Source organism: Marinobacterium alkalitolerans, from assembly GCF_017776525.1.
In the GTDB taxonomy this organism is placed as follows: domain Bacteria; phylum Pseudomonadota; class Gammaproteobacteria; order Pseudomonadales; family Balneatricaceae; genus Marinobacterium; species Marinobacterium alkalitolerans.
This window is the reverse complement of the sequence record NZ_JACVEW010000004.1, coordinates 12,209-32,178: the sequence shown is the minus strand read 5'-3', so window position 1 is coordinate 32,178 and position 19,970 is coordinate 12,209. Positions and strand designations below refer to the sequence as shown.

Genomic DNA, 19,970 nt, shown 5'->3' with positions numbered 1-19,970 from the left:
TGGCTAGCGGCTGTCCTGCATGGAGTTCAGAATCTGCTGGAAACTGTGAAAACGCTGTTCGCTGATTTTACCGTCATCTAATGCAGACAGGAAAGCACATCCTGGCTCCTGGTCATGACGGCAATCACGAAAACGGCAATGCCCCTGCAGGGCGGCCAGTTCCCGAAAACCCTGAAGCACCTGATCTTCCGTCATGTGCCAAAGCGCGAACTCACGGATACCCGGCGAGTCGATCAGGTCGCCTCCATCGGGGAAGTGAAACAGGCGGGCAGTGGTGGTGGTGTGGCGGCCCTTGCGGGTCAGGTCGGACAGTTCACCTGTCTTGATATCGGTGCCCAGCAGACTGTTTACCAGCGATGACTTACCCACCCCGGACTGACCGACAAAGACACTGATATGATCCGCCAGCAGAGCCTTGAGTTCATCCAGACCATGCTGGGTTGAGGTTGAGGCGCTCAGGGTGCGATAGCCCAGTGTCCAGTACTGATCCAGCAGGGCTTCAAGGCGGTCCCGGTTGTCATCATTCAGCAGGTCGGCCTTGTTCAATAGCAGTACCGGCTCGATCTGGCTGGCCTCGGCCGCCACCAGATAGCGGTCGATCAGGTTGGCGTGGGCGTAGGGCTCGACGGCGATCACAATCACGATGTAGTCGATGTTGGCGGCCACCGGCTTGAGTTCACCCTGATTGTTGGGACGCAGGAGTTCGCTGTGGCGGTCCAGTGCAGCGACGACCACGCCGCTGTCTGCGGTGCGGCGCCAGATAACCTGATCGCCGGTCACCAGTTGTCCGAGGTGCGTGCGCAGGTGGCAGCGCTGAATCTCGCCCTTGTGCTCGCCTTCCAGCACTTCCACGTCTACCTGGCGGCCAAAGTGGGAAATGATCAGCCCCCGCTGTTCGGGGCCCAGGTCGCCGCCTTCCAGCTGCTCTTCGATCAGGGCTTCCCGTTTCTCGGCGCGGGCCGCACGTTCCTGCTGAATCTTGTTGATGCGCCAGGCCTGGCGCCGGTTTACCTTGCGTTTTGCCATTACGGTGGCTTAGCTCATTCACTGCTCGGGTTGTTGACGTGCTAAGGTATTCCAAACCGAACCAAATTGACAGTTTTGCCAGTGGAGAACAGCGGATGGCGTCAAAGGACAACCTGATCTGGGTGGATCTGGAAATGACCGGCTTGAACCCGGACACCGATCGAATCATCGAGATGGCGGCGATCGTAACCGACAGTGACTTGAACCTGATTGCCGAAGGGCCCGTGATCGCGGTGCATCAGAGTGATGCCGTACTGTCTCACATGGATGAGTGGTGTACCCGTCAACATGGTCAGTCCGGCCTGACGGACCGTGTGCGCGCCAGCACGATCTCCGAACAGGAAGCCGAGCAGCAGATGCTGGCGTTCCTGCGCCAGCACAGTGAAAAGGGGGCATCCCCCATGTGTGGCAACAGCATCGGCCAGGATCGCCGCTTCCTGTGGCGTTACATGCCGGAGCTGGAGGCCTTTTTTCACTACCGTAACCTGGATGTCAGCACCATCAAGGAGCTGGCGCGGCGCTGGAAGCCGGATGTGATGAACGGCTTCCGCAAGCAGGGGACTCATCTGGCACTGGATGATATCCGCGAGTCGATCGAAGAACTGCGGCACTACCGCCGGCACTTCTTTCGCCTGTAACGACCTATTCCGGCAGGCGCCGGGCTCCGGGGTGGTCCAGTACCGGCAGATCAGACGGTGCAGGGGCCCCCAGCCGCACGAGCGCCCAATCGATATGCTCCTGAACCATAGGGCTCACCGAGGGGCGCTTTGCCTTCAGCGCACGGATGACGGCGGGTCCGCCCCGGCTGTTGCCCAGTGCCACTGCCAGGTTGCGCAGCCAGCCCTGATAGCCGGTCCGGCGGATGGCCGAGCCTTCCGTACGTTTCAGAAACTCGGCTTCATCCCATCGGAACAGGTCAAGCAGGTCGGCCTGCTCAAGGCCATGCCGAGGCTGAAAGTCGGTTTCGTCACTGCGACGGGCGAACCGGTTCCAGGGGCAAATGAGCTGACAGTCATCACAGCCAAAGATCCGGTTGCCCATCAGCGGTCGCAGCTCAAGCGGAATCGGGTCGCGACTTTCAATGGTCAGGTAGGAGATGCAGCGGCGTGCATCCAGTACGCCGGGCTCCGGGAAGGCGCGAGTGGGGCAAACGTCCAGGCAGGCGGTGCAGCGACCGCAGTGTGATTCGGTTTCGGGCGGGTCGATCGGCAGGGGCAGGTCGGTAAACAGCTCACCCAGCACAAACCAGGAGCCGGCCTGACGGTTAAGCAGCAGTGTATGCTTGCCGATCCAGCCAAGCCCCGCGTTACGTGCCAGCGGGCGCTCCAGAATAGGGGCGCTGTCAACGAACGGACGAAAGCGTACCTCCGTGCCCGCTTCCTGCTCCAGCCACTGCCCCAGTTGTTTCAGGCGCTTGCGCAGCGTTTTGTGGTAATCACGCCCCAGCGTGTAGCGTGCAACGTAGGCCTTGTCGGGGTTGCGCAACACGCCCGTGACGGGAGCGCCCTCAGGCAGGCAATCCATACGTACCATGATAATGCGCTCGGTACCCGGAACCAGTGCTCTCGGATTGAGGCGCTTGTCGATATTCTCTTCCAGATAGCCCATGCTGCCGTGGTATCCCTGCGCCAGCCACTGCGCCAGCGCATCGGCCTCACCGTCCAGTTCGGGCAGGGTGACGGCACAGTCCGCGAAACCAAGCGCCTGAGCCTTGTTTTTCAAGGCGTCTTTGAGGTGTTCCAGTTGTTGAGATGTTAATGTTTCAGCTTCGGGCATAGTGTTCCAGGGAACCGGGTGTGTGTTGGCCAGTCCATCTTCTATAATGAACTGATAACAAAGGAGAAAGCCATGACGAGCAGAGCAGAGCTGCCATCCGCATTATACACGGCTGAGCAGTGCCGTGCGCTGGATCGAACCGCCATTGCGCAGTTCGGGATTCCGGGCTTTCGCCTGATGCAGCGGGCAGGCCATGCCGCTTTCGTGGAGCTGCAATCGCGCTGGCCTCAGGCGAAGCGCCTGACGGTGGCCTGCGGCGCCGGCAATAATGGCGGAGATGGCTTGATCGTCGCGGGGCTGGCACGTCAGCAGGGCATGGACGTTCAGGTGCTGGTGACGCAGGATGATTATAGCCAGCGGTTGCAGGGGGAAGCCCTGGCCGCCTGGCAGTGGGCCGAAGCGGTGGGTGTCAGCCTGGAACGCTGGCAGCCCGAAACGGAGCTGGCCGGTGAAGTGCTGGTCGATGCGCTGCTGGGAACCGGGCTTTCGGGTCCTGTCAGGGGCGATACGGCCAAGCTGATTCGGCAGCTCAACCGCAGTGCTCGACCGGTGATGGCGCTTGATATTCCCTCCGGCCTCTGCAGCGATACGGGGCAGGTGCTGGGCACCGCCGTGAAGGCGGAACGCACTCTCACCTTTATGGGTCTGAAGCAGGGATTGATGACCCATGAAGGCGTTGATCACTGTGGTGAGTTGCTGTTCGATGGCCTGATGGTACCGGATGAAGTGTACGAAGAGGTGCCGATGAACGCCTTTCGTACCGACACGGACGATCTTGCCACATTGTTGCCGCCGCGGCGCCGCTCCTCGCACAAGGGCCTGTTCGGGCACGTCATGATCATTGGGGGTGACTATGGCATGGGTGGCGCCGCGCTGATGGCCGCCGAGGCAGCCGCTCGCAGCGGCGCAGGCCTCGTATCCCTTGCGACACGGCCAGAACATGTGGCCGCAGCGCTGACCCGCGCGCCCGAGGTCATGGCGGCGGGGGTGAACTCCGGACAGGACCTGCAACCCCTGCTGCAAAAGCCGGATGTGCTGGTGGTCGGGCCGGGGCTTGGCCAAAGCGCCTGGGCCGACCAGCTGTTGCAGCAGTCGCTCAATTCGGGGCTGCCGCTGGTGCTGGATGCGGACGCACTGAATCTGCTCAGTTCTCGGCTGGGCAACCATGCCGGCAAGCATGACTGGGTATTAACGCCGCACCCCGGAGAAGCCGCACGGCTGCTGGGGTATCAGTCGACTGAAGTGCAGGCGGATCGTTTTGCCGCGGTGCGAGAACTGCAGGCGATGCTGGGCGGAACGGTGGTGCTGAAAGGAGCGGGCAGCCTGACATTTGATGGTGACATGGTGCATCTGTGCAGTGCCGGCAACCCCGGTATGGCCTGCGGTGGCATGGGGGACGTGCTGTCCGGTATCATAGGAGCGTTGAGGGCGCAGCGCCTGAGCACGGTCGATGCTGCCCGGGCGGGGGTATTCGCCCATGCGCGAGCAGCCGATCTCTGCGCCTCGGAACAGGGTGAACGGGGACTGCTGGCGACGGACTTGATCGCCCGTGTGCGCCGTGTTCTGAGTGGTATCGAATAGCGAGGGCTGGATTGAATGGAACTGGTGTTGTCTGACGAGCAGGCGATGGCGGAGTTTGGTGCGCGCCTGGCACAGGCTGCCCAAGAGGGGGGCGTTATCTTCCTGCACGGTGATCTTGGCATGGGGAAAACCACCCTGAGCCGAGGCGTGCTGAGAGGATGCGGCCACACCGGTTCCGTCAAGAGTCCGACCTACACGCTGGTAGAGCCTTATGAGACCCCGGCTGGCCCGGTGTTTCACTTTGACCTCTACCGACTGGCGGACCCGGAAGAACTCGAGTACCTGGGTATTCGTGACTATTTTACCGATCAGGCCCTGTGCCTGATTGAGTGGCCAGAGAAGGGTCATGGGGTTCTGCCCCAGCCTGATCTGGATATCTATATTGCGTTGTCCGGTACCGGACGGGCGTTGACCTTGACCCCGGTCACTCAAAAAGGGCGGACTTTGGTCGATAAGTTAAACAACTAACAACAAAACGGCTTCACATGAAGACTCTGCTTCGCTCCATTACAGTCCTGTTGCTGTGTGTGCTTTCTGTGCCGGTTATGGCAACGCAGGAAGTGCGCAATGTGCGTGCCTGGCTGGCACCGGATAACACGCGGCTGGTATTCGACATGAGCGGCCCGGTCGAGCATAAGCTGTTTACGCTGAGCGGTCCGGACCGGGTAGTCATCGACATCGAAGGGGCTCGTCTGAAGGCATCTTTTGATGGCCTGGGGCTGGACAAGAGTCCGGTGGGTGATATCCGTTACAGCCATCGCGATGACGGGCTGCGTGTCGTGCTGGACCTGAAGGAGAAAGTGCGCCCGAAAAGCTTTGATCTGAAGCCCAATGACCAGTATGGGCACCGACTGGTGGTCGATCTGGCCATGCAGTCCAAGGCAACGGTGACCAAGACCGTGGTGCCGATCCCCGGTGAAGAGGGCAAGCGTGACATCGTGGTCATGATCGATGCCGGCCACGGGGGGGAAGACCCCGGCGCCATCGGGCCCGGCGGTGTGCGTGAGAAGGATGTGGTGCTGGCCATAGCACGCAAGCTGAAAGACCTTATTGATGCGCGCAAGGGCTATCGTGCCGTGATGACCCGCACCGGCGATTACTACATCAGCCTGCGTGGTCGTACCGGCAAGGCGCGTAAAAGCAATGCCGACCTGTTTGTCTCTATCCACGCAGACGCCTTCAAGGATGCGCGTGCGCGTGGTGCCTCCGTCTGGGTGTTGTCCGGCCGAGGAGCGACATCAGAAATGGGCCGCTGGCTGGCCCGCCGCGAAAACAGCGCCGACCTGATCGGTGGTGTTGGCAGTCTTAGCCTGGATGACAAGGATGATGTGCTGGCCAGTGTGCTGCTGGACATGTCCATGAACGCCAGCCGCAAGGACAGCCATCAGGTGGCTTCACGTATCCACGGGAACATTGACCGCTTTGCCCGCATGCATAAAAAGCACGTGGAGCAGGCCGGTTTTGTGGTGCTGAAATCGCCGGATATTCCGTCGATCCTGGTGGAAACGGGCTTCATTTCCAATCCGGGCGAAGCGCGCAAGCTGAAGACGGCGTCCTACCAGCGCCAGATGGCAGAAGCCATTTACCGGGGCATCACGGACCATTTCTGGAACAAGCCGCCGGCAGCCACCTACATCGCCTGGCAGAAGCAGAACGGCAAGCCTGATCAGAGTGATCGTCTGTACAAGGTGGTCTCCGGTGACACTCTGTCGGTCATCGCTCAGCGCAACGGCGTGTCCTTACAGCAGCTGCGCCGTGCCAACAAACTCAACAGCGACCGGATCCGGGTGGGTCAGGTGCTGCGCATCCCCGCGGGTTAATCGTTAAACAGGAGCCTATGGCAGCCATTCATCTACTCTCGCCGCAGCTGGCCAACCAGATTGCGGCGGGTGAAGTCGTGGAACGTCCCGCTTCCGTGGTCAAGGAGCTGTTGGAAAACAGCCTTGATTCGGGAGCCAATCGAATTGAACTGGATGTGGAGCAGGGCGGTGTAAAGCTCATTCGTCTGCGCGATAACGGCAGTGGCATCGAAAAGGATGACCTGCCGCTGGCGCTCAGTCGTCATGCCACCTCCAAGATTACCGCGCTGGAAGACCTGGAAGCGGTGGGCAGCCTCGGCTTCAGGGGTGAGGCGCTTGCCAGTATCAGCTCGGTCTCGCGCCTGACGTTGACCTCGCGTACAGCCGCTCAGGATGCTGCCTGGTCCGTATCGGCGCAGGGACGCGACATGACCACTGAAGTGGTGCCGGCGGCACACCCGGAAGGCACCACGGTCGAGATGCGTGACCTCTTTTTCAATACGCCGGCCCGACGGAAATTCCTCAAAACCGAAAAAACAGAATTTCGTCATCTGGAAGAAGTGGTCAAGCGCCTGGCACTGAGCCGCTACGATGTGGGTTTTGGACTCAAGCATAACGCCAAAGTTGTACACCAGCTGCGCCCCGCATCGACTGAAGTGGCACGGGAGCAGCGTCTGGGCCAGTTACTGGGCAAGGCTTTCGTGGAGCAGTCTGTTGCCATGGATGTGGTAGCCGAGGCTTCCGGGTTGCGTCTCTGGGGCTGGATGGGCTTGCCCACGTTTTCCCGTTCCCTGCCGGATCAGCAGTATTTTTTCGTTAATGGCCGCGTGATCCGGGACAAGGTTGTCACCCATGCGGTGCGCCAGGCCTATCAGGATGTGCTCTTCCATGGACGCCACCCGGCCTACGTGCTCTATCTGGAACTTGATCCGGCGCTGGTGGATGTGAATGTTCACCCCACCAAGCATGAAGTGCGCTTCCGCGAGAGTCGGCTGGTGCATGACTTTATTTTCCGCACCCTCTACCGTGTGATTGCGGACCTCCGTCCTCAGGACCAGGCGCCGGCGGCGGTGGATGCGCCTGCTTCTCAGGGTGCAGTGCCCGCTTCAGAAATCGGCTCGGCGATGGGGTCGCAAGGTGGGGATCTTTCGTCTCTGCGTCAGCGCCCCATGGGATTTGAATATGGTGCCGAGCGATCCGCTGCCCCGAGCAGCGGTGCGCAGGTGGGCGAGCAGATTCGGGCCTATGGTGCACTGCATCAGCCCGCCGGACGTCCTCCCGAACCATTTCAGGCTGCGGCACAGCCGGCAACACTGCCGGAGCAAGAGGCTGGCGAAGCCCCCCCGCTGGGGTATGCGCTGGCACAGCTGCACGGCATCTACATTCTGTCCCAGAACGCAGAGGGGATGGTGCTGGTGGATATGCACGCCGCACACGAACGGATAGTGTACGAACGCATGAAGCAGGCGTTTGAGCAGGACCGAATTCGCAGCCAACCGCTGCTCGTGCCGGTGAATGTATCCGTCAGCGCGCGTGAGGCGGATATTGCCGAAGAGATGCCCGAAGAGTTTCACCGTCTGGGTTTCCGTCTGGAACGTATGGCAGAAGAGTCTCTGGTGATTCGTGAAGTGCCGGTAGCATTGGCCAAGGCCAATGTGGAACAGCTGGTGCGCGATGTGCTGGCTGATATGCTGCAGTACGGCACCAGTGATCGCATAGAAGCGCACCTGAATGAACTGCTGGCAACCATGGCCTGTCATGGCGCCGTGCGTGCCAATCGACAGTTGACCGTGCCGGAAATGAATGCGCTGCTGCGGGATATGGAGCAGACTGAGCGCAGCGGGCAGTGCAATCACGGTCGTCCCACCTGGACGCAGTTGAGCCTCGCTCAACTCGATAAGCTATTTCTGCGAGGACAATAATGGCGTCACCCCGAGGAGAGAAGCCCAGGGTCGTGTTTGTGATGGGGCCTACCGCGTCCGGCAAGACGGATCTGGCCATGCGCCTGTTTGATCAGCTGCCCTGTGAGCTGATCAGTGTGGATTCGGCGATGGTTTTCCGAGGAATGGATATCGGTACCGCCAAGCCAACCCCCGACGAGCTGGAGGCCTATCCGCACCGCCTGGTGGATATTCTGGACCCTGCCGAAGCCTATTCTGCTGCCCAGTTTCGCAGCGATGCACTGAAAGCGATCGAGGAGATCCAGCAGGCGGACCGTTTGCCGGTTCTGGTAGGCGGTACCATGCTGTATTTCAATGCACTCAAGCAGGGGCTTGCGCGCCTGCCTGAGGCGGACCCGCAGATCCGTGAACGAATCGAGGCAGAAGCGGTCGAAAAGGGTTGGCCGGCGATTCATGCTCGACTGGCACAGGTGGATCCGGAAGGAGCACGGCGGCTGAAGCCCAACGACGCTCAGCGATTGCAGCGTGCGCTTGAAGTGTACGAATTGACCGGGCGCCCGATCAGTGAGCACTGGCGGGAGCAGTCCGAAGCCGACCTGCCGTTCGAGATCGTGCCGCTGGCGATAGCGCCGGATGATCGCAGTGTTCTGCATGAACGTATCGAGCAGCGCTTCGACATCATGCTGTCGGCCGGGTTTGAAGAGGAAGTCAGGCAATTATGGGATCGCGGAAACCTGCACGTCGGGCTGCCGTCCATACGCTGTGTGGGGTACCGGCAGATGTGGTCCTGGTTCGCCGGCGAGTATGATCGTGAAACAATGCGATACAAGGGTATAGTGGCGACACGGCAGCTCGCCAAGCGGCAGCTCACCTGGCTCAGGAGCTGGGAGGGGGTGCATTGGCTGCGAACGGGCGACAGTAATTTACTTTCTCGCGCCTTGAAACAGGTTGACCCTGCCGTTATATAATGATTTCGGGTATGATCGCGCGCAAACTCTGTTGTTCATGCAGGTGTATGACGCCGAGTCAGTTCAATCCGTATACATACAACTACACTTATAAATAGATTTCCATTCTGGAAGGAGTTTGCAATGTCAAAAGGGCAGTCTCTACAAGACCCTTACCTGAACGTCCTGCGCAAGGAGCGTGTACCTGTTTCCATCTTCCTGGTGAACGGTATCAAACTGCAGGGCCAGATCGAGTCTTTTGATCAATTCGTCATCCTGCTGAAAAACACTGTCAGCCAGATGGTTTACAAGCATGCCATTTCAACAGTAGTGCCTGCGCGCCCGGTTAAACTGCCGGTGGCTGACGACAAGCCTGCTGAATGAGGTATTAATTGTTTTTTGAGCGTCCCGAGTCGGGCGAGCGAGCGGTCCTCGTCCACATCGACTTCTCCAGTGAAGAAGACCGCGAAAATCCCCGTGAACTCGAAGAGTTGGCCCTCTCTGCTGGCGCCGATCCCGTTGAATTTCTGACCGGGTCGCGCGCCGACCCCAGTCCCAAGTTTTTCCTGGGTAAAGGCAAAGTCGAAGAACTGGCTGAACTGGTGCGCCTGCACGAGGCGGAGCTGGTGATCTTCAATCATGCCCTGAGCCCGGGCCAGGAGCGTAACCTGGAGCGTGAGCTCAAGTGTCGAGTTCTGGACCGTACCGGCCTGATACTGGATATCTTTGCGCAGCGCGCACGGACACATGAAGGCAAGCTGCAGGTTGAGCTGGCTCAGCTGGAGCACATGTCGACCCGACTGGTGCGTGGCTGGACCCACCTTGAGCGACAGAAAGGGGGGATTGGCCTCAGGGGGCCGGGTGAAACGCAGCTCGAGACTGACCGTCGCCTGCTGAGAGGTCGGATCAAGTCGATTCTCAAACGGCTTGAAAAGGTTCGCAAGCAGCGTGATCAGGGGCGTCGCGCCCGTCAGCGTGCCGAAATTCCCACGGTATCGCTGGTCGGTTATACCAATGCGGGCAAGTCCACCCTGTTCAATCGCATTACCACCTCTGAGGTCTATGCGGCTGATCAGTTGTTTGCGACGCTGGATCCGACGCTGCGCAAAATCGAGCTTGAGGATGTGGGATCGGCGATCCTGGCGGACACCGTTGGATTTATTCGCCACTTGCCGCACAAGCTGGTCGAAGCCTTTCGGGCTACGCTGCAGGAAACCACCGATGCCGGCCTTTTGCTGCATGTGATCGATTGTTACGATGATGAACGTCTGGAGCATATCGATCAGGTCGAAGCGGTGCTGGAAGAGATCGGTGCATCGGAAGTACCCGTACTACAGGTGTACAACAAGATTGATCAGCTTGAGACCGTGGAGCCTCGCATCGATCGGGATGAGAACGGCGTGCCCTGGCGGGTATGGGTGTCAGCTGTCAGCGGTGCCGGTATTGACCTGCTGCTGAAAGCGATCAGTGAGCGTCTGGGCGAGGAAATGTTCCATGACGTACTGACGCTGGCCCCCTCGGATGGTCAGTTCAGAGCGCAGCTGTATGCGCAGGGCAGTGTGGTCAGTGAAGCGGTTGACGATGAAGGACGCATGCAGCTGGAAGTTCGGCTGCAGATGAAGGATTTCAAGCGTCTGCTCAGTCGTCTTGGCTTGAAACAGGAACAATACGTGCCGCAGACGGTCGATTAACGCAGCCGTTGCGGTCATAATCGCAGCATTCATAACAGTTAAATCAGCGGTTTAATACGGAGAACACTATGGCCTGGAATGAGCCCGGCGGTAATGGTAACAACCATGACCCCTGGAGCGGCGGTGGCAACCGCGGCAAACGTGGCGGTGGCAACGATCAGGGGCCGCCCGATCTCGATGAGGCGATGCGCAAGCTGCAGGACCGCCTGGGCGGTATCTTCGGCGGCGGCAAGAAGCGCGGCGGTTTTGGCGGCGGCAGCGGCAAGGGCGGCGGCAGCGGCTTTTTCGTCGTGCTGGTTGTACTTGCAGCGCTGTTCTGGGCCGGTATGGGCTTCTATACCGTTGACCAGCAGGAGCGAGGCATAGTCCTGCGTCTGGGCAAGTACCATGAAACGGTTCAGCCGGGTCTGCAGTGGAACCCGCCGTTGATTGACGAAGTGCAGAAGGTCAATACCACGCGACTGCGTACGTATGACCATCGTTCACTGATGCTGACGGCTGATGAAAACATCGTGGATGTGGACATGACCGTTCAGTACGTGGTGTCCGATCCGATGCTGTTCACCCTGAAGGTGCGTGATCCCAGTGACAGTCTGGCACAGTCTTCAGAGTCGGCGCTGCGTCACGTTGTGGGTACCTCTGACATGCACGGCATCCTGACTGAAGGGCGTGACACCCTTGCGCTGCAGGTGCAGGCACGTCTTCAGCGTTACATGGAGAACTACACCACCGGTCTGACGATCTCCAAGGTCAACATCAAGAACGCTCAGGCACCGCGTCAGGTGCAGGATGCGTTTGATGACGTGATCAAGGCGCGAGAAGACGAGCAGCGATCCAAGAACGAAGCGGAAGCCTATGCCAACGGCATCGTGCCGGAAGCCCGTGGTCGTGCTCAGCGTCTGCTTGAGGAAGCCAATGCCTACCGCGAAGAAGTGGTTGCCAAGGCAACCGGTGAAGCAAGCCGCTTCAAGGCGCTGCTGGCCGAGTATCAGAAGGCACCCGGTGTAACCCGCGAGCGTCTCTACATCGATACGCTGCAGGACGTGCTGGGCCGTACCGGCAAGGTGATGGTTGATGTGGAAGGTGGCAACAACATGATGTACCTGCCGCTTGATCGCCTGACTTCTCAGCAGCCTCAGGTACGCGACAGCTCCGGTCGCGGTGTGCGTCTGGATGATGAAACCCTGCGTCAGATCACTGATCAGGTACTTCAGGAAACCCAGACACGTCAGCGTTCACAGTCGACATCTGGCCTGAGGGAGGGACGTTAATGAAACCTACATCCATGTTCGGGCTGATTGCGCTGCTGGTGGTAGTGCTGATTGGTTCCAAGTCCGTCTACATCGTCAAGGAAACCGAGCGCGCCATCAAACTGCGCTTTGGTGAGGTTGTCGAAGCTGACATCAAGCCGGGTCTGCATTTCAAGATTCCGTTTGTGAATACGGTGCGCAAGTTTGAAGGCCGTATCATGACACTGGATGCGCGTCCGCAGGCGTTCCTGACCCTTGAGAAAAAGCGTCTGATCGTAGACTCCTTTATCAAGTGGCGGATCGATAACGTCGAGAAGTACTACACCGCAACTTCAGGTGATGAATTCCGTGCGGCTGACCTGCTGTCGACCCGTATCGAAACCAGCCTGCGTAACCAGTTTGGTGAACGTACGCTGACCGAAGTGGTATCCGGTGCGCGTGAAGAGGTTATGGGTGACGTGATTCGTGCCCTCAGCGATCTGGCTCAGTCAGAGCTGGGTATTCAGGTTATCGATGTACGTGTGAAACGTATCGACCTGCCGCAGGAAGTCTCCTCTTCAGTGTATGAACGTATGCGTACCGAGCGTCTGCGTCTGGCGCGTGAGCTGCGTGCACGAGGCAAGGAGCTGGCTGAAGGTATTCGTGCGGACGCTGATCGTCAGCGCACCGTTATCCTGGCGGATGCGTTCCGTGAAGCGGAAACCATTCGTGGTGAAGGCGATGCGGAAGCGGCTTCGATCTACGCCGAAGCCTTTCAGCGTGATCCGGAGTTCTATGCGTTTTATCGCAGCCTGAACGCCTACCGCGAATCCTTCAAGGCGGGCGGTGACCTGTTTGTGCTGGACCCGAAGAGCGAATTCTTCCGGTACCTGAACAACGCGCAGGGAACGCAGATTCCACAATAGTACAATGCAAACCGGGTGCCTTTGGTGCCCGGTTTCATGATAAGATTGACAAAACCGGGTCCGTGCCCGGTTTTTTTGTGAATCAGACCACCCATGACAGCGGAGTAACGCATGGCATTGGCAGATCGCTGGTTGCTGCCCGACGGAATTATGGAGCTGCTGCCGCCGCAGGCGCGGCAGGTTGAACTGATGCGCCGCAAGGTGCTCGATCTCTACCATCGCTGGGGATACGAATTGGTGATGCCCCCGATAGCGGAGCATCTTGAATCCCTCCTGACCGGTGTCGGGCATGATCTGGACCTGAATACTTTCAAGGTCACCGATCGGATCAGTGGTCATACGCTGGGTGTCCGTGCCGACATGACCCCCCAGGTGGCGCGTATTGATGCACACCGCCTGCGCACTGAAGGGGCCAGTCGTTTGTGTTATTGCGGCTCGGTGCTGCATACCCATCCGGCCAACATGCTGGCATCTCGCAACCCGCTGCAGCTGGGGGCCGAGCTTTACGGTCATGCCGGTTCCGACAGCGACGTTGAAGTGATCAGTCTGATGCTGGCAACGCTCGAAGCGGTGGGTCTGCAAGGGACGATTAGCCTGGATCTGGGGCATGTGGGTGTGTTCAGCCGGTTGATGGAACTCTGCCAGCTGAGTGCCCAGGCACAGGAAGACTATCAGGATATGCTGCAGCGCAAGGCTCTGCCGGAGATTGACCTCTTCGTGGACGGCCTTGCGTCAGTGAGTGATCAAACACGTGAATGGCTCAAGCAGTTGCCTCGCATGAATGGGGCTGCGGATGTGCTGGCACGTGCAGAGGCTTTGTTTGGCGAGGATGCCGAACTGGTAAAAGCGATCCGCTACCTCGGGGATCTGGCTGAGCGAATCAAGGCACGCTACCCGCATGTAGACGCCTACTTTGACCTGAGTGAGCTGCGTGGATACCACTACCACACCGGCGTGGTCTTTGCGGCCTATACCCCTGAGTATGGTCAGGCACTGGCCAAGGGTGGTCGCTACGACAACATCGGCGCCGACTTCGGCCGTGCCCGCCCGGCAACGGGCTTCAGTGCAGATCTGAAGACGCTGCTGGATCTTTCAGGGTGTCTGGAAGAGCCGTCCGAGCCGGTGATTCTGGCTCCGGCAGGAGAGGGCAAGGACCTGCAGGCTGCCATTGCGGCGCTGCGTGAAAAGGGCGAGCGCGTTGTGCAGCAGCTCAAGGGTGAAACGGATCAGAGCGGGCAGTACCGACGCCACCTGGTGGCGGAAGCGGATGCCTGGGTCGTTAAAGACCGTTAACGCATTTTTTGAACTTTAAGAGTATTCGAGACAGCAATGGGTAAAAACGTCGTTGTTCTGGGCACCCAGTGGGGTGATGAAGGCAAGGGTAAGATCGTCGACCTGCTGACCGAGCAGGTTGCGGCCGTTGTTCGCTTTCAGGGCGGACATAACGCAGGCCACACCCTGGTGATCGATGGTGAAAAAACGGTTCTTCACCTGATCCCCTCCGGTATTTTGCGTCAGAACGTTCTGTGCCTGATCGGCAATGGTGTCGTTCTGTCCCCCGAAGCGCTGCTGAAAGAAGTAGACGAACTGGAAGCCAAGGGGGTTCCGGTGCGTGAGCGCCTGAAGCTGAGCCCGGCGTGTCCGCTGATTCTGCCGTTCCACGTGGCGCTGGATCAGGCGCGTGAGCTGGCGCGCGGCAATGCCAAGATCGGTACAACCGGTCGTGGCATCGGTCCGGCTTACGAAGACAAGGTAGCGCGTCGCGGTCTGCGTCTGGGCGATATGGCACACCCGGAACGTTTTGCCGACAAGCTCAAGGAGCTGCTCGAGTACCATAACTTCGTATTGCAGAACTACTACAAGGTCGATCCCATCGACTTCCAGCAGGTGTATGACAGCTGCATGGAGATGGCCAAGACTCTGGTGCCGATGATGGTCGACGTAACGGCGACTCTGCACGAGTTCCGCAAACAGGGACGCAGCATCATGTTTGAAGGTGCACAGGGCTCCCTGCTGGATATCGACCACGGTACCTATCCGTTCGTGACCTCCTCCAACACTACGGCAGGCGGTACTTCAACCGGCAGTGGTTTCGGTCCTCTGTACCTGGATTACATTCTGGGTATTACCAAGGCCTACACCACTCGTGTGGGTGGCGGTCCTTTCCCGACCGAGCTGCACTGTGACATCGGCAGCCGCCTGGCTGAGCGCGGTCACGAGTTTGGTTCCACAACGGGTCGTGCACGCCGTTGCGGCTGGTTTGATGCGGTTGCCCTGAAGCATGCGATTCAGATCAACTCCATTTCCGGCATCTGCCTGACCAAGCTGGATGTTCTGGATGGCCTGGAGCAGATCAATATCTGTACCGGTTATGAGGATGAAAACGGTAATCCGGTCAGCTCACTCAGCGGCAGTGAAGACTACGAGGTAATCAAGCCGGTATACGAAGAGCTGCCGGGCTGGACCGAGTCTACTGTTGGCGTCAAGTCGCTGGACCAGCTGCCGGAAAATGCACGTGCCTACATCACGCGCCTGGAGCAGTTGATCGAAGCACCGATCGATATCATCTCCACCGGTCCTGACCGTAACGAGACAATTGTGCTGCGTGATCCAATGAACGCTTGATGCCGAGCGCATGAACAAAAAAACCGCATCCAGGGATGCGGTTTTTTTATGCCTGTCGTATGGGATGGCGAGGTGGCTCATCCCATACGGACGAAAGCTGTTTTAGCGCAGGCCTTCAGCCGTGGCCGGGTGCAGTGTGCGCAGCAGGGCCTTAAGCAGCTTGGGGTTGCCGGTAATCAGGTTGCCGCGATCGTTGTACTGGTTGCCACCCGAGAAATCGGAAACCAGACCGCCGGCTTCACGGATCAGCAGCAGGCCGGCGGAAAGCTCGGTGGCGTGCAGTCCGATCTGATAAAACCCGTCCAGTCGACCGGCGGCAGTGTAGGCCAAGCTCAGAACGGGGGAGCCGCTGTTGTGGAGGGTAGCGCCCGCCTGCATGGTTTCCTGCATCATGCGCGCGTGGGATTCCATCCAGGGCTTGTCGCTGCTGCGGCCGTGATAACCGGTACCAATGATGGCGCCTTCCAGGCTGGTGCGGTTGCTGACACGCAGGCGCTTGCCGTTCAGCTGTGCCCCCTTGCCACGGCTGGCAGTAAACTCTTCGCCGAACATCGGGTTGAGTACGACGCAGTGCTCAGCGCGGCCGTTGACGAAACCGGTGATGCTCAGGGCGAACATCGGCAGAGCGTTGGAAAAGTTGATCAGGCTGTCGATCGGGCTGATGTGCCATTCGCACTCGCCGGGGCCTTCGCCAATCGGGGCGTGCTGGCCGGTGTACTCGCCCACCAGGCTGTGGTGGGGGTAGGCCTTTTGAATCTGATTGACGATGGTGCGCTCGGCCTGCTGGCAGAGATCACTGATGAACTCTGCTACATCGGCCTGTTCGGATTTGATCAGATCAAGACGTTCCAGGGCGCGAGAGACCTGTTCACCTGCGGCGCGAGCGGCGCGCAGGGCAATATTTACCATTGGTTGCATCAGTGTTGTTGTCCAGTTTTCAGGGTTGGCAAAGGGCTATTGTAGCTCAGACCGATGCTTCGCTGAACAGGTGGTCTGCATATGGATGATCATCTGTTAGAATAGTGCGCTTTTAGCGGCGTATCTCAGATGTCTGATCACATTCGAATTGTACTGGTGAACACGACCCACCCGGGCAATATCGGCGGGGTGGCGCGTGCCATGAAGAATATGGGGCTGAGTGATCTCTGTCTGGTAAGCCCCAAATGTTTCCCGCATCCCGATGCTGACGCACGCGCGTCCGGTGCGACTGATCTTCTGGAGCAGGCACAGGTTGTCGAGACGCTGGATGAGGCAATTGCGGACTGCGAGCTGGTGTTCGGTACCAGTGCGCGTGAGCGGCACATTCCCTGGCCGCTGGTGAATCCTCGTGAACTGGCTGCCATTGCAGCTCCCTTGAAGGAGAAGGCGCGCGTCGCCATTTTGTTCGGGCGTGAAGATCGGGGGTTGACCAACGAGGAGCTGCAGCGCTGTCATCACCATGTGCATATCCCGGCGGTTGATCACTTCAGCTCACTCAATATCGCGGCTGCCGTGCAGGTGATTACCTATGAGCTGCGCATGGCAGAGGTGGCTGAGGAGCAGGCAGCAAGACCTCAGTGGGGGACCGACTGGGATATTGAGCTGGCGCAGCAGCGTGAGCTGGAATTGATGTTCGAGCACCTGGAGCGCACGCTGGTCAAGATCGACTTTCTCGACCCTGAAAACCCGCGCCAGTTGATGCCGCGGCTGCGCCGTTTGCTGCAGCGAGCTGTACCGGACAAGGTCGAGGTCAATGTATTACGTGGCATCCTGACGGCCATCGAAAAGCAGGTGAAAAAGCCGCAGCAGGGAGATAATGATGTTTAAGCAGATGCGGGAAGATATTCGGTCAGTATTCCATCGTGATCCGGCCGCGCGTAACGCTTTTGAAGTGCTTACGGCTTATCCCGGGCTGCATGCAATCTGGTTTCACCGCCTTGCCAACGCATTCTGGCGACGTGATTTCAAATGGATGGCGCGCATGATCTCGAATCTGGCGCGCTGGCTTACCGGAATTGAGATTCACCCGGGTGCTACTATTGGCCGTCGCTTTTTTATTGACCACGGGATGGGTGTGGTTATCGGTGAAACGGCTGAAATCGGGGATGATGTCACGCTGTATCACGGTGTCACCCTCGGTGGAACAAGCTGGAACAAGGGCAAGCGTCACCCCACGCTGGGCAACAACGTTGTCTGCGGTGCGGGTGCAAAGGTGCTTGGTCCGATTACGGTTGGTGCCGGTGCGCGCGTGGGGTCCAATGCGGTTGTGACCCGCGATGTGCCGGAGGATGCGACCGTGGTCGGGATTCCGGGTCGGATTATCAAGCGTCAGCCTGAAGAGGAAACGCCTGAAGAGCTTAAGCGTCGCCAGATGGCGGACAAGGTCGGCTTTGATGCCTACGCCGTTACCAAAGAGGTGTCTGACCCGGTTGCTCATGCCATTCGATGCCTGCTCGATCACATGCAGGCGATGGACCACAAGGTGGATACCATGGGCAAGGCCATGTGCGAGCTGAAGCCGGAATACTGTGACGAGCAGTTGCCGGAACTGAAGTCGGAAGATTTTGAAGCGGCCGTGGATGATGTCAGTGGCATGCCGGGCCGCACCGAGCCGCATGAATCCACCGAGTCCGATAAAGCCTGATAAAAATGGTCGGGTTAATAGTTGACTGGTTTACTAGGGAATTGCATAATACCCACATGCTGTAAAGCGTGAATGTGAGGAATGTTATGCGATTGACAACCAAAGGGCGCTATGCGGTGACCGCGATGCTGGATCTGGCCCTGCACGAAGGCAAGGGGCCGATCAGCCTGGCCGATATATCCGAGCGCCAGGGCATTTCGCTCTCCTATCTGGAACAGCTGTTCGCAAAACTGCGACGCAACGATCTGGTGCGCAGTGTGCGTGGTCCGGGTGGGGGATACCAGCTCAAGCGTGAGCAGCGACAGATTAATGTCGCAGAAGTGATCGACGCGGTCAACGAGTCTGTTGATGCGACCGGTTGTCAGCACAATGGTGGCTGTCAGGGGGGCGAGGTTTGCCTGACGCACCATCTCTGGTGTGACCTCAGTGATCAGATCCACGGTTTTCTGAGCAGCATCAGCCTGGCTGATCTGGTTGCACGCAAAGACGTGCAGCAGGTTGCCGATCGTCAGCAGCGCCAGGTTGATCAGTTGATTGCAAGCAGCACCCAACAGTCAGCGCGCACTAAAGCAGCTGTTTGAGAGTTTTCTGGAGAGATACGATGAAACTGCCGATCTACCTTGATTATGCCGCGACTACACCGGTTGATCCGCGTGTAGCCGAGAAGATGACCGCCTGCCTTACGATGGATGGCAATTTCGGTAACCCGGCATCTCGCTCTCATCTGTTCGGCTGGAAGGCCGAAGAAGCGGTCGAGAATGCGCGCCGCCAGGTTGCTGATACGCTGGGAGCGGATCCGCGCGAGATCGTGTGGACCTCGGGCGCTACCGAGTCTGACAACCTTGCCATCAAGGGTGTGGCTCGCTTCTACAGCAAGAAAGGCAAACACATCATCACGTCCAAGATCGAGCACAAGGCGGTACTGGACCCCTGTCGCCAGTTGGAACGTGAAGGGTTTGAAGTGACCTACCTCGAGCCTGATAGCAACGGCATCATTGCCCCGCATCAGGTGGCGGAAGCGCTGCGTGACGATACGATTCTGGTCTCTCTCATGCATGTGAACAATGAGATCGGAACCGTTACTGACATCGCGGCCATTGGTGAGATCACGCGCGCCAAGGGTGTGCTGTTCCATGTGGACGCAGCGCAGAGTGTTGGCAAGCTGCCGATCGACATGAAAGAGATGAAAGTCGATCTGATGTCCGTGTGTGCCCACAAGATCTATGGCCCCAAAGGGGTCGGCGCACTGTATGTCCGTCGTAAGCCGCGCGTGCGTCTGGAAGCCCTGATTCACGGCGGTGGCCACGAGCGTGGCATGCGTTCAGGTACCTTGCCGACTCATCAGATTGTCGGTATGGGCGAGGCTTTCCGCATTGCGACGGAAGAGATGGAGTCCGAGCAGGCTCGCCTGGAAGGGCTGCGTCAGCGCCTGTGGAATGGCGTGAAGGATATGGAAGAGGTCCATATCAATGGCTCAACCGAACAGTATGTGCCGGGTGTTCTGAACATCAGCTTTGCCTTTGTTGAAGGCGAGTCGCTGCTGATGTCCATCAAGGATCTGGCCGTATCGTCCGGCTCTGCCTGTACTTCTGCCAGCCTGGAACCTTCGTACGTACTGCGTGCGCTGGGGCTGAATGATGAGCTGGCCCACAGCTCAATCCGTTTCTCTCTGGGGCGCTTTACCACTGAAGAAGAAGTGGATTATGCCGTTGAGCAGGTGCGTCATGCGGTGGAAAAACTGCGTGAACTGTCGCCGCTTTGGGATATGTATAAAGACGGCGTGGACCTGACGAAAGTCGAGTGGGTACACCACTAAGGTCCGGAAGTAGAATAATTGGAGGTTAGT

19 protein-coding genes are annotated in these 19,970 nt (G+C 58.7%); 16 read left to right on the top strand and 3 right to left on the bottom strand.

The genetic code is table 11. The annotated features are described in order from the left end of the window. Positions 1-3: 3 nt before the first annotated feature. Positions 4-1,026 carry a small ribosomal subunit biogenesis GTPase RsgA gene (rsgA, locus tag H9C73_RS03535; protein WP_209286415.1) on the bottom strand — a complete coding sequence of 341 codons (1,023 nt, stop codon included), beginning with the start codon at positions 1,024-1,026 and terminating at the stop codon, positions 4-6. Between the two features lie 95 nt (positions 1,027-1,121). Between rsgA and orn the strand changes: the two genes are divergently transcribed. Continuing rightward, entirely contained in the window at positions 1,122-1,664 is a 543-nt protein-coding gene (gene orn, locus H9C73_RS03530) for an oligoribonuclease (RefSeq protein ID WP_209286414.1), read from the top strand. A gap of 4 nt (positions 1,665-1,668) precedes the next feature. On the opposite strand, the gene queG is transcribed toward orn, so the two are convergent. Further along, positions 1,669-2,802 (bottom strand): tRNA epoxyqueuosine(34) reductase QueG, encoded by a 1,134-nt coding sequence (queG, locus tag H9C73_RS03525; RefSeq protein ID WP_209286413.1) that lies wholly within the window; start codon positions 2,800-2,802, stop codon positions 1,669-1,671. Between the two features lie 72 nt (positions 2,803-2,874). On the opposite strand from queG, the gene H9C73_RS03520 reads away from it, so the two are divergent. From H9C73_RS03520 to H9C73_RS03470, 11 genes are all read left to right on the top strand, one after another. After that, positions 2,875-4,383 carry an NAD(P)H-hydrate dehydratase gene (locus tag H9C73_RS03520; protein WP_209286412.1) on the top strand — a complete coding sequence of 503 codons (1,509 nt, stop codon included), beginning with the start codon at positions 2,875-2,877 and terminating at the stop codon, positions 4,381-4,383. 15 nt (positions 4,384-4,398) lie between these two features. Then, entirely contained in the window at positions 4,399-4,851 is a 453-nt protein-coding gene (gene tsaE, locus H9C73_RS03515) for a tRNA (adenosine(37)-N6)-threonylcarbamoyltransferase complex ATPase subunit type 1 TsaE (protein ID WP_209286411.1), read from the top strand. A gap of 17 nt (positions 4,852-4,868) precedes the next feature. Continuing rightward, entirely contained in the window at positions 4,869-6,203 is a 1,335-nt protein-coding gene (locus tag H9C73_RS03510) for an N-acetylmuramoyl-L-alanine amidase (protein ID WP_209286410.1), read from the top strand. A 17-nt stretch (positions 6,204-6,220) separates the two neighbouring features. Next, the gene (gene mutL / locus H9C73_RS03505; protein ID WP_209286409.1) at positions 6,221-8,104 is read left to right on the top strand and encodes a DNA mismatch repair endonuclease MutL; all 1,884 of its coding nucleotides are present in this window, start codon (positions 6,221-6,223) and stop codon (positions 8,102-8,104) included. After that, complete coding sequence (gene miaA / locus H9C73_RS03500) at positions 8,104-9,051, top strand: tRNA (adenosine(37)-N6)-dimethylallyltransferase MiaA (RefSeq protein WP_209286408.1); 948 nt, start codon at positions 8,104-8,106, stop codon at positions 9,049-9,051. The genes mutL and miaA overlap by 1 nt, the downstream gene beginning before the upstream one ends. Before the next feature lie 123 nt (positions 9,052-9,174). After that, positions 9,175-9,414, top strand: coding sequence for an RNA chaperone Hfq (hfq, locus tag H9C73_RS03495; protein WP_209286407.1), 240 nt, complete (start codon positions 9,175-9,177; stop codon positions 9,412-9,414). Positions 9,415-9,422: 8 nt separating this feature from the next. Further along, positions 9,423-10,721, top strand: a complete 1,299-nt coding sequence (gene hflX, locus H9C73_RS03490; protein ID WP_209286406.1) for a ribosome rescue GTPase HflX — start codon at positions 9,423-9,425, stop codon at positions 10,719-10,721. Positions 10,722-10,789: 68 nt separating this feature from the next. After that, entirely contained in the window at positions 10,790-11,992 is a 1,203-nt protein-coding gene (gene hflK / locus H9C73_RS03485; protein ID WP_209286405.1) for an FtsH protease activity modulator HflK, read from the top strand. Continuing rightward, complete coding sequence (gene hflC, locus H9C73_RS03480) at positions 11,992-12,876, top strand: protease modulator HflC (protein ID WP_209286404.1); 885 nt, start codon at positions 11,992-11,994, stop codon at positions 12,874-12,876. Before hflK ends, hflC begins: the two co-directional genes overlap by 1 nt. Positions 12,877-12,987: 111 nt before the next feature. Further along, entirely contained in the window at positions 12,988-14,169 is a 1,182-nt protein-coding gene (locus tag H9C73_RS03475; protein WP_209286403.1) for an ATP phosphoribosyltransferase regulatory subunit, read from the top strand. A 36-nt stretch (positions 14,170-14,205) separates the two neighbouring features. Beyond that, entirely contained in the window at positions 14,206-15,501 is a 1,296-nt protein-coding gene (locus H9C73_RS03470) for an adenylosuccinate synthase (protein WP_209286402.1), read from the top strand. Between the two features lie 102 nt (positions 15,502-15,603). Here the strand turns inward: H9C73_RS03470 and H9C73_RS03465 are convergent, their stop codons facing one another. Continuing rightward, on the bottom strand, positions 15,604-16,419 hold the full coding sequence (locus H9C73_RS03465) for an inositol monophosphatase family protein (protein WP_236014061.1): 816 nt from the start codon (positions 16,417-16,419) through the stop codon (positions 15,604-15,606). 129 nt (positions 16,420-16,548) lie between these two features. On the opposite strand from H9C73_RS03465, the gene H9C73_RS03460 reads away from it, so the two are divergent. From H9C73_RS03460 to H9C73_RS03445, 4 genes are all read left to right on the top strand, one after another. Continuing rightward, positions 16,549-17,307 carry an RNA methyltransferase gene (locus tag H9C73_RS03460; RefSeq protein ID WP_209286401.1) on the top strand — a complete coding sequence of 253 codons (759 nt, stop codon included), beginning with the start codon at positions 16,549-16,551 and terminating at the stop codon, positions 17,305-17,307. Beyond that, a complete protein-coding gene (cysE, locus tag H9C73_RS03455; protein ID WP_209286400.1) occupies positions 17,300-18,124 on the top strand; it encodes a serine O-acetyltransferase in 825 nt (274 codons plus the stop codon). The genes H9C73_RS03460 and cysE overlap by 8 nt, the downstream gene beginning before the upstream one ends. Positions 18,125-18,210: 86 nt before the next feature. After that, positions 18,211-18,705 (top strand): Fe-S cluster assembly transcriptional regulator IscR, encoded by a 495-nt coding sequence (gene iscR / locus H9C73_RS03450; RefSeq protein WP_209286399.1) that lies wholly within the window; start codon positions 18,211-18,213, stop codon positions 18,703-18,705. A 20-nt stretch (positions 18,706-18,725) separates the two neighbouring features. Beyond that, complete coding sequence (locus H9C73_RS03445; RefSeq protein WP_209286398.1) at positions 18,726-19,940, top strand: IscS subfamily cysteine desulfurase; 1,215 nt, start codon at positions 18,726-18,728, stop codon at positions 19,938-19,940. Positions 19,941-19,970 lie beyond the last annotated feature (30 nt).

What these genes read in the sequence shown, in the direction of transcription:
- hfq (WP_209286407.1), top strand. Translation starts at nt 9,175, where the DNA reads ATGTCAAAAGGGCAGTCTCTACAAGACCCTTACCTGAACGTCCTGCGC.
- rsgA (WP_209286415.1), bottom strand. Translation starts at nt 1,026, where the DNA reads ATGGCAAAACGCAAGGTAAACCGGCGCCAGGCCTGGCGCATCAACAAG.
- cysE (WP_209286400.1), top strand. Translation starts at nt 17,300, where the DNA reads ATGTTTAAGCAGATGCGGGAAGATATTCGGTCAGTATTCCATCGTGAT.
- H9C73_RS03465 (WP_236014061.1), bottom strand. Translation starts at nt 16,419, where the DNA reads ATGCAACCAATGGTAAATATTGCCCTGCGCGCCGCTCGCGCCGCAGGT.
- orn (WP_209286414.1), top strand. Translation starts at nt 1,122, where the DNA reads ATGGCGTCAAAGGACAACCTGATCTGGGTGGATCTGGAAATGACCGGC.
- miaA (WP_209286408.1), top strand. Translation starts at nt 8,104, where the DNA reads ATGGCGTCACCCCGAGGAGAGAAGCCCAGGGTCGTGTTTGTGATGGGG.
- H9C73_RS03520 (WP_209286412.1), top strand. Translation starts at nt 2,875, where the DNA reads ATGACGAGCAGAGCAGAGCTGCCATCCGCATTATACACGGCTGAGCAG.
- H9C73_RS03510 (WP_209286410.1), top strand. Translation starts at nt 4,869, where the DNA reads ATGAAGACTCTGCTTCGCTCCATTACAGTCCTGTTGCTGTGTGTGCTT.
- mutL (WP_209286409.1), top strand. Translation starts at nt 6,221, where the DNA reads ATGGCAGCCATTCATCTACTCTCGCCGCAGCTGGCCAACCAGATTGCG.
- queG (WP_209286413.1), bottom strand. Translation starts at nt 2,802, where the DNA reads ATGCCCGAAGCTGAAACATTAACATCTCAACAACTGGAACACCTCAAA.
- H9C73_RS03445 (WP_209286398.1), top strand. Translation starts at nt 18,726, where the DNA reads ATGAAACTGCCGATCTACCTTGATTATGCCGCGACTACACCGGTTGAT.
- H9C73_RS03470 (WP_209286402.1), top strand. Translation starts at nt 14,206, where the DNA reads ATGGGTAAAAACGTCGTTGTTCTGGGCACCCAGTGGGGTGATGAAGGC.
- H9C73_RS03460 (WP_209286401.1), top strand. Translation starts at nt 16,549, where the DNA reads ATGTCTGATCACATTCGAATTGTACTGGTGAACACGACCCACCCGGGC.
- tsaE (WP_209286411.1), top strand. Translation starts at nt 4,399, where the DNA reads ATGGAACTGGTGTTGTCTGACGAGCAGGCGATGGCGGAGTTTGGTGCG.
- hflK (WP_209286405.1), top strand. Translation starts at nt 10,790, where the DNA reads ATGGCCTGGAATGAGCCCGGCGGTAATGGTAACAACCATGACCCCTGG.
- H9C73_RS03475 (WP_209286403.1), top strand. Translation starts at nt 12,988, where the DNA reads ATGGCATTGGCAGATCGCTGGTTGCTGCCCGACGGAATTATGGAGCTG.
- hflC (WP_209286404.1), top strand. Translation starts at nt 11,992, where the DNA reads ATGAAACCTACATCCATGTTCGGGCTGATTGCGCTGCTGGTGGTAGTG.
- iscR (WP_209286399.1), top strand. Translation starts at nt 18,211, where the DNA reads ATGCGATTGACAACCAAAGGGCGCTATGCGGTGACCGCGATGCTGGAT.